The following is a 6846-nucleotide window of genomic DNA, read 5'->3' as shown; positions in this document are numbered from 1 at the left end:
GATGTTTCTTTGAACACATAGCTTGACATCATCTTCATAGCCTAAATATGAAAGGCGACGTCCTGATTTTGACTTAATGGAGTTTTTCTCCACCAATTCTCCATTTCTACTTGCTAAAATGGCTGAAAGTGCATATTCTGTTATTCCGGTTTCCTCTTTGAAATAATCTATATCATCAATATCCAATTTGTTTTGTTTGCCCAACTCTTCTTGAATCCAGTACATTATTTCACCCGCAGCCAAAAAGTCTTCTATTGCAAAGGTTCTTTCGAAACCGCCCATAACCAGTTCAATATGTTCTGTTGCAAGTTCACAAGCTGCCTTTGCACAAGCTTTGGCATTGATGAAAGATCCGATTAAGATGGTTTCAGCATCCATATTTTCCAGAACTCTAACTCCATTGGTGGTTGTAAGAACCAGTGAATCCTTCTCACCATCATACTCTTTCATTTCACCAGGTGAGTTTCCAAGTTCAAATCCTTCAATTGTTCTGCCGGTTCTCTCACCAGCTAAAGCGGCATTTTTCTTTTGAGCTATTTCAATTGCTTCTTCGGGAGTGTATACTGGATAGATTTCCTTAAACTTATCTAAAGCAATTGTGATTGTAGTGCTTGCTCTTAATGCATCAACCATAATGGAAAGATCTTTAGAATAACCCTTTTCAAAACTTAAACTTACTTTCACTTTTTAGCCTCAAAATCAATGTTTGATTATAATAATTTTTATATTTAGTGATATATAATATTTAATAAGAATTAAATAATAAGTATTAAAATTAAGTTCTAATAATTTAAATTGAAAAAATAAAGGATTAATAGTTTTTTATCTTATTGAGGAATATTATGATAGTTGTTACAACTCCAATGTGTAAGCAAATAGTGGATTGGGCAGGATTAAATGAATTTAAAGTAAACAGATTTCCAGATGAGGAAGAGGGGGATTTTGCCATTTTGCTTTCAGAAAGTAAAGTGAAAATGGATTCATTAGCAATCAAAATAAATACATTCTCTCAGATAAAAGAAAGCATTAAAATCGTATCTAATTGTCTTTTTGAAAAGAATTTGATTGAAAAAGCCATTGGTGATGAAGAGATTGAAGCTATTTTTAAAAATTATGAAAATATTGATGAAGACATTAAATATGCCCTTTTGAGTGAAGAGGAATTCAATAAGATAAGAGATTCAAATAAGGATAAAAAAGTAAAGGTCTATTCAGAATTCCTAAAGGATTTGGTTTCAGATATTGGAGCAACTGTTATTGATTTCAAATATGATAAGGGGGATTATACTAAATTGGAAAAGGATTTTGATTATTTGGTTTATCCTGATTATTTGGAAGAAGAGGTTTTAAAAAGAGAGGATTTAGGCTCTGATGAGTATAAATCAATAAAGATATTAAGTCACAATAATATCTCAAAAGACCCAATACTAAAGGCTGAATCAAGATATTCCATTTTGATTGAAGAGATCTAAAACAAAAGAAATATATTTTTAAAATTTTTCACAGGTGGTATTATGATTATTAAAGAAAAGGATGTAAAATCAATATTATCTAAATCAAATCTCCCGATTGCAGGTTATACTGCAAATACATATGTAGGATGTCCTCATGCCTGCAAATACTGTTACGCGGATTTTATGAAAAGATTCACTGGTCATAAGGAAAAATGGGGAACTTTCATTGATGTAAAGTATTGGAAACCTATAAAGAATCCTCAAAAGTATTCTGGAGAAAATGTTATTGTAGGTTCTGTAACTGATGGATACAATCAATGTGAAGAGGAATTCTGCAGAACTCGTCAATTGTTAGAGGAATTGAGGGAATCTGACATTAATCTGATTATCACTACAAAATCAGACTTGGTGTGCAGAGATTTGGATTTGATAAAAACATTCAATGACCCTTTGGTTTCTTGGTCCATCAATACTCTCGATGAAGATTTTAAGGATGATATGGATGATGCCCCATCAATCAAGGATAGAATCAAAGCCATGAAGAGGTTTCACAAAGAAGGCATAAGGACAACCTGTTTCATATCCCCTATTTTTCCTGAAATAACAGATCCTATTGGAATAATTGAGGAAATCAGTGCTTTTTGTGATTATGTTTGGCTTGAAAATCTTAATTTGAGAGGAGGATATAAAAAGACCATTTTTGATTATATTGATTTGAAATATCCTGAATTGATGCCTCTTTATAAAGAAATATATACTTATAAGGACTTGTCCTATTGGAAAGAATTGGATGATGAAATCAGTGCTTATGCAAAGGAAAATGATTTCATGTATATGATCGATGAGGAGCCTTTTATCAAAAGTCCTAATGAAAATCCAATCATAATAAATTATTTCTATCATGAAAAGATAAGGCAATCTTCAAAAAGGAGAAAATAGATTTAAATTCAATCACTAATTTTCGAAAATTAGTGAAATACTTTTTTTAATCAAAATAATTATTAAATAAAAAAGATATATCATTTATTAATAAAAATTTTATGATAAAATTTTTTGATAAAATTTATGACTGCTGAAATTATATTTACTTTATTATTTATTCATTTAAAAGGAGAATAAACAGTGTTAGACATTAAATTGTTCAGAGAAAATCCTGAATTGATATTTGACTCTGAGAAGAAAAGATTTAGAAGCACAGAAAATGCAGAGAAAGTTATTGAATATGACACCTTATGGAGAGAAGGTGAAAGAAGATTAAACTCTTTAAGAGCAGAGAAAAACAAATTATCCAAATCATTTAAAAAAGCTAAACAGGAAGGCAATATTGAAGAGGTCATTGCAAAATCCAAGGAAGTGGCTAACGAAATTAAAGAGTTAAGCGCTAAAAATGCAGAATACCTTGCTCTTAGAGATGATTACAGATACAAAGTAGGAAACATCATCGATGAGGATGTTCCAATTTCAGATACTGAAGATGACAATGTTGTCGTCAGAACTTATGGTGAAATTCCAGAGCCTGACTTTGAAATGTTGAATCACGTTGATTTAATCAATAAAATCGATGGAGCAGACCTTGAAACTGCAGCAAGCATTGCAGGTGCAAGATTTTACTACTTGAAAAGAGACATCTTGCATTTGAACTTGGCATTGATTCAATTTGCACTTTCTGAACTTGAGGCTGAAGGCTACATTCCAATGCAAACTCCTTTCTTTGTAAAAGGGGAAGTTGCAGCTGAAACCTCAGAACTTGGTGAGTTTGAAGAAACATTATACAAAGTTGAAAATGAAGATATGTACTTGATTGCAACTGCTGAACAGACCTTGGCAGCACTTCACAGAAATGAAATCATCAACCCTGAAGACTTGCCATTAAGATACTGTGCACTTTCAACCTGCTTTAGAAAAGAAGCGGGATCTCATGGTAAAGATACTTTAGGAATCTTTAGAGTTCACCAATTTGAAAAGATTGAACAGTTCATTTTCTCCACTCCTGAAGATTCAAGAAAACAACATGACCATTTAATGGAAGTAACTGAAAGAATCTATCAAAAATTAGGTCTTCCATACCAAGTCATAGCTATTGTATCCTCAGCTTTAAACGATAATGCTGCAATCAAATACGACCTTGAAGCTTGGTTCCCAGGTTCCGGTGCATTTAGAGAATTGGTAAGCTGTACCAACTGTAAGGATTATCAAGCTCGTAAAACAAAAACAAGATATGGTAGAGCAGGTTCTGGAGATGCTCAAATATTGCACACTTTAAACAGTACAGCTATTGCTACTGAAAGAACCATCTGTTGTATTTTGGAAAACTATCAACAAGCTGATGGAAGCATAAAAGTCCCTGAGGTATTGGTACATTACATGGGAGGAAAAACAGTTATTGAAGCTAAAGAATAAATTTATTCTTTGCTTTTTATTCTTTTTTTATTAATTAATTTTTATTAATTATTTTACGATTTTTTTAATTCAATCAATCCATTTTTAGAATTACTTTTTTTTATAAATCTTGATTTTGCCTATTTTTATATATTATCTTCTGCTTTTCTTGCATGGGCTTTAGTTAGGAATATTGACAAAATAACCACTGCAAATGTGATTAAAAGATAAATTCCAACCTTAAATGGATCTGCATTGTAGATTATATGCACAACACCTATAATCCACATGACAATCAACATCAATGGAAGTATGTATTTTAAGGTGAATTTCCATTTCTTTCCAACTGTGATTGCTGAATTTTCATTTAATACTGGAATAACCTCATCAACATCATAATACCATGTAAATATTATTGCTTGGACAGCTATTAGAATTAGAATTCCAAACTCATTTACAAAGGTGTCAACTATTTCAACCAAATAACAGCTTATTCCAGTTGAAAAGAGCAATGAACCTAAACATGCTATTATGGTTAATACAGTAACTCCTTTTTTACGAGACCAATTGAATTTTTCACAAATGGAAGATAATAACGGTTCAAATAATGCCAATGAGGAGGTAAATCCTGCAAATAGAATTGATACCAATAATAATGGAGCTATTATTCTTCCAATAGGTCCCATAACTTCAAAGACTTCTGGAAGAACGATAAATATTAGGCTTGTTCCATCACTGATCAATTCAGTTATAGGAATTGAGCTTGTTACAGACATGTATCCTAAAATGGAAAATATTCCAAATGCAACAAAAATCTCATAAAGGCAATTAGCCACCACAACCATAAAGACATTATCTATCAATCTTGTTTTTTCAGATAAATAGCTTGCATAGGTATAAACCATAGCCTGCCCTATGCTTAATGAGAATATTATCTGAGCGAATGCTGCAAGCCAAACATTGATGTCAAATAGCATTGCCCAATTAGGGGTAAGCAATGTAGTCAATCCTAATTTAAAGCCAGGTAATGTAAATGAATAGATAAGGATAAATGACATTATGATGAAAAGCAATGGCATTAGAATTCTTGAAACTCTGCCGATACCCTCATCAATATCCCTATTTGAAACAAACCAGAATAATGCCCATAGGATTATGCTGCAAAGGAAAGTTGGCAATATTATGGAAATGATTCCACTTAAATTAGAGGAACCTCCAACATTTGCAGCGAAAAATGCTGATGGATCAGTTCCCCATCCGAATGTAAAGCTGTTTAAAAAGTATACCAAATCCCAACTCAAGATAACCATATAATAGATTACAACAACGAATACAAAGAGAACAAGCATCCAACCGATTATCTCAAATTTTGGATTTATGTCATGCAATAATTTTGAGAAACTCTCTTTGAAGTGATATCCTAAGCCATATTCCAATATCAAGAATGGCAATCCCATTACAATGATTGCTATGATGTAAGGAATAAAGAATGATCCTCCTCCATTGCTATAGAATACATAACTGAAACGCCATATGTTTCCTATACCAATTGTAAGACCAATCATTGCAAGCAAGAATGTCTTTATTGAACTCCAGCTAGAATTATCGCTCATTTTATCACTTTGTTAAAAATAGATTAAAATATTAATTTATTTAATTTATTTAAATCAATTAAAGGTTTATGTCTTTTTTTATATAATTGTTATGAAAATTTTCTTTAATTTCAAGGAATTGGGCTTATTTGTATAGCAGAGTTCAGTTTTTCCTTAACAGGATTAAGGTTCGTCTACAAAACTTTATAAAGAAAGGATAATAAAGAGTTTAAATAGAATAAATAAAAAATATTTTTTAATAATATTTTAATTATATTTTTAACCTTATTCTAAGATATAAAGTATAATCTTAAGAGATTTCTCAATTCTCTTTAATCATTCATATCTTAGTCTTTTGGAGGTAGCACATGAAAAAATCAATCATATTTATATCAATTTTATTATCAATATTTTTAATGATAGGTTGTGTAAGTGCAGGATTCTTCGATTTCCTTGATGGTTTCGATGTATTGAATGATAATCCTGATAATACCTTCGTTGTCGGTTTCAATAGTCAATTCCCACCATTTGGATATGTGGATTCTAATGGTGAGTATACAGGATTTGACCTTGAACTTGCTCAGGAAGTTGCTGAAAGGAACAATTGGACATTCAAGGCACAACCGATTATAGATTGGAATACTAAAAAATTTGAATTGGATAGCCGAGAAGTTGACTGCATTTGGAGTGAATTTACCATAAACGGTCGTGAAGATGACTATACATGGACAGAACCTTACTTCAACAATACCAAGCTTGTCATCGTAAGGGGAGATTCAGGAATTGACTCAATTGATGAATTGAATGGAACAACATTGGAAGTTCAACAAGGAAGTTCAATCTTGAAAACCATTGCAGAAAATGAAACCTTGAACAAAACATTTGCTAAAATTAATGAAGTGGATGGATACGATACTGCATTTATGGATTTGGAAGCAGGTGTATGTGATGTAATCATCATCGACAGCTGTTTAGGAAAGTATATGGTTACTGAGAAATTCACTGATGCTAAAGTATTGGATCAGCCACTTTCCGATGAGGTATATGGTGTAGCATTTGGAAAAGGCGATGAAGGCTTAAAAAATCAAGTTCAGGACACCTTAAATGATATGTATGACGATGGAACTGTTAAAAGAATCGCTCAAAAATATGAAAAGTATGGTGTTCCTGAAGGAGTAATTTATCCTAATTAGAGAAATTAATTTTTCTCTAAAACTTTTTTTTTAAATTGAATTCATTATTTTATAAAATTACCGATCTTATTTTTTATAACTTTTTTTTTAAATAGCATCTTATTTTTTATAACTTTTTTAAATTAGTAATCTCATTTTAATTAAAATTTAAAATAGAAAAAAAAGAAAATTTTGACTCATTTTAATATTAATTTTTAAAAATAGAAAATAATAGAAAATATAAAAAAA

General features: G+C 31.1%; 6 protein-coding genes. 4 read left to right on the top strand and 2 right to left on the bottom strand.

Going from position 1 to position 6846, the window contains the following annotated elements; translation table 11 throughout:
- Positions 1-684, bottom strand: a 684-nt coding sequence (comB, locus tag ACKI67_RS00330) for a 2-phosphosulfolactate phosphatase (protein ID WP_407461388.1), incomplete at its 3' end; no start/stop codon positions are given.
- A 158-nt stretch (positions 685-842) separates the two neighbouring features.
- On the opposite strand from comB, the gene ACKI67_RS00325 reads away from it, so the two are divergent.
- The 3 genes from ACKI67_RS00325 (at position 843) to serS (ending at position 3854) form a co-directional block, all read left to right on the top strand.
- Positions 843-1472 (top strand): hypothetical protein, encoded by a 630-nt coding sequence (locus ACKI67_RS00325; protein ID WP_407461387.1) that lies wholly within the window; start codon positions 843-845, stop codon positions 1470-1472.
- A gap of 42 nt (positions 1473-1514) precedes the next feature.
- Positions 1515-2393 (top strand): radical SAM mobile pair protein B, encoded by an 879-nt coding sequence (locus ACKI67_RS00320; RefSeq protein WP_407461386.1) that lies wholly within the window; start codon positions 1515-1517, stop codon positions 2391-2393.
- 183 nt (positions 2394-2576) lie between these two features.
- A complete protein-coding gene (gene serS / locus ACKI67_RS00315; RefSeq protein WP_407461385.1) occupies positions 2577-3854 on the top strand; it encodes a serine--tRNA ligase in 1278 nt (425 codons plus the stop codon).
- A 125-nt stretch (positions 3855-3979) separates the two neighbouring features.
- On the opposite strand, the gene ACKI67_RS00310 is transcribed toward serS, so the two are convergent.
- Positions 3980-5446, bottom strand: coding sequence for a sodium-dependent transporter (locus ACKI67_RS00310; RefSeq protein WP_407461384.1), 1467 nt, complete (start codon positions 5444-5446; stop codon positions 3980-3982).
- A 347-nt stretch (positions 5447-5793) separates the two neighbouring features.
- On the opposite strand from ACKI67_RS00310, the gene ACKI67_RS00305 reads away from it, so the two are divergent.
- Complete coding sequence (locus tag ACKI67_RS00305; RefSeq protein WP_407461383.1) at positions 5794-6618, top strand: transporter substrate-binding domain-containing protein; 825 nt, start codon at positions 5794-5796, stop codon at positions 6616-6618.
- The last annotated feature ends 228 nt before the right edge of the window (positions 6619-6846 follow it).

The sequence above is a fragment of the Methanobrevibacter sp. genome (genome assembly GCF_045577275.1).
GTDB lineage: Archaea > Methanobacteriota > Methanobacteria > Methanobacteriales > Methanobacteriaceae > Methanobrevibacter.
The sequence above is the reverse complement of the archived record's forward strand: the minus strand, read 5'-3'. Positions and strand labels throughout refer to the sequence as shown.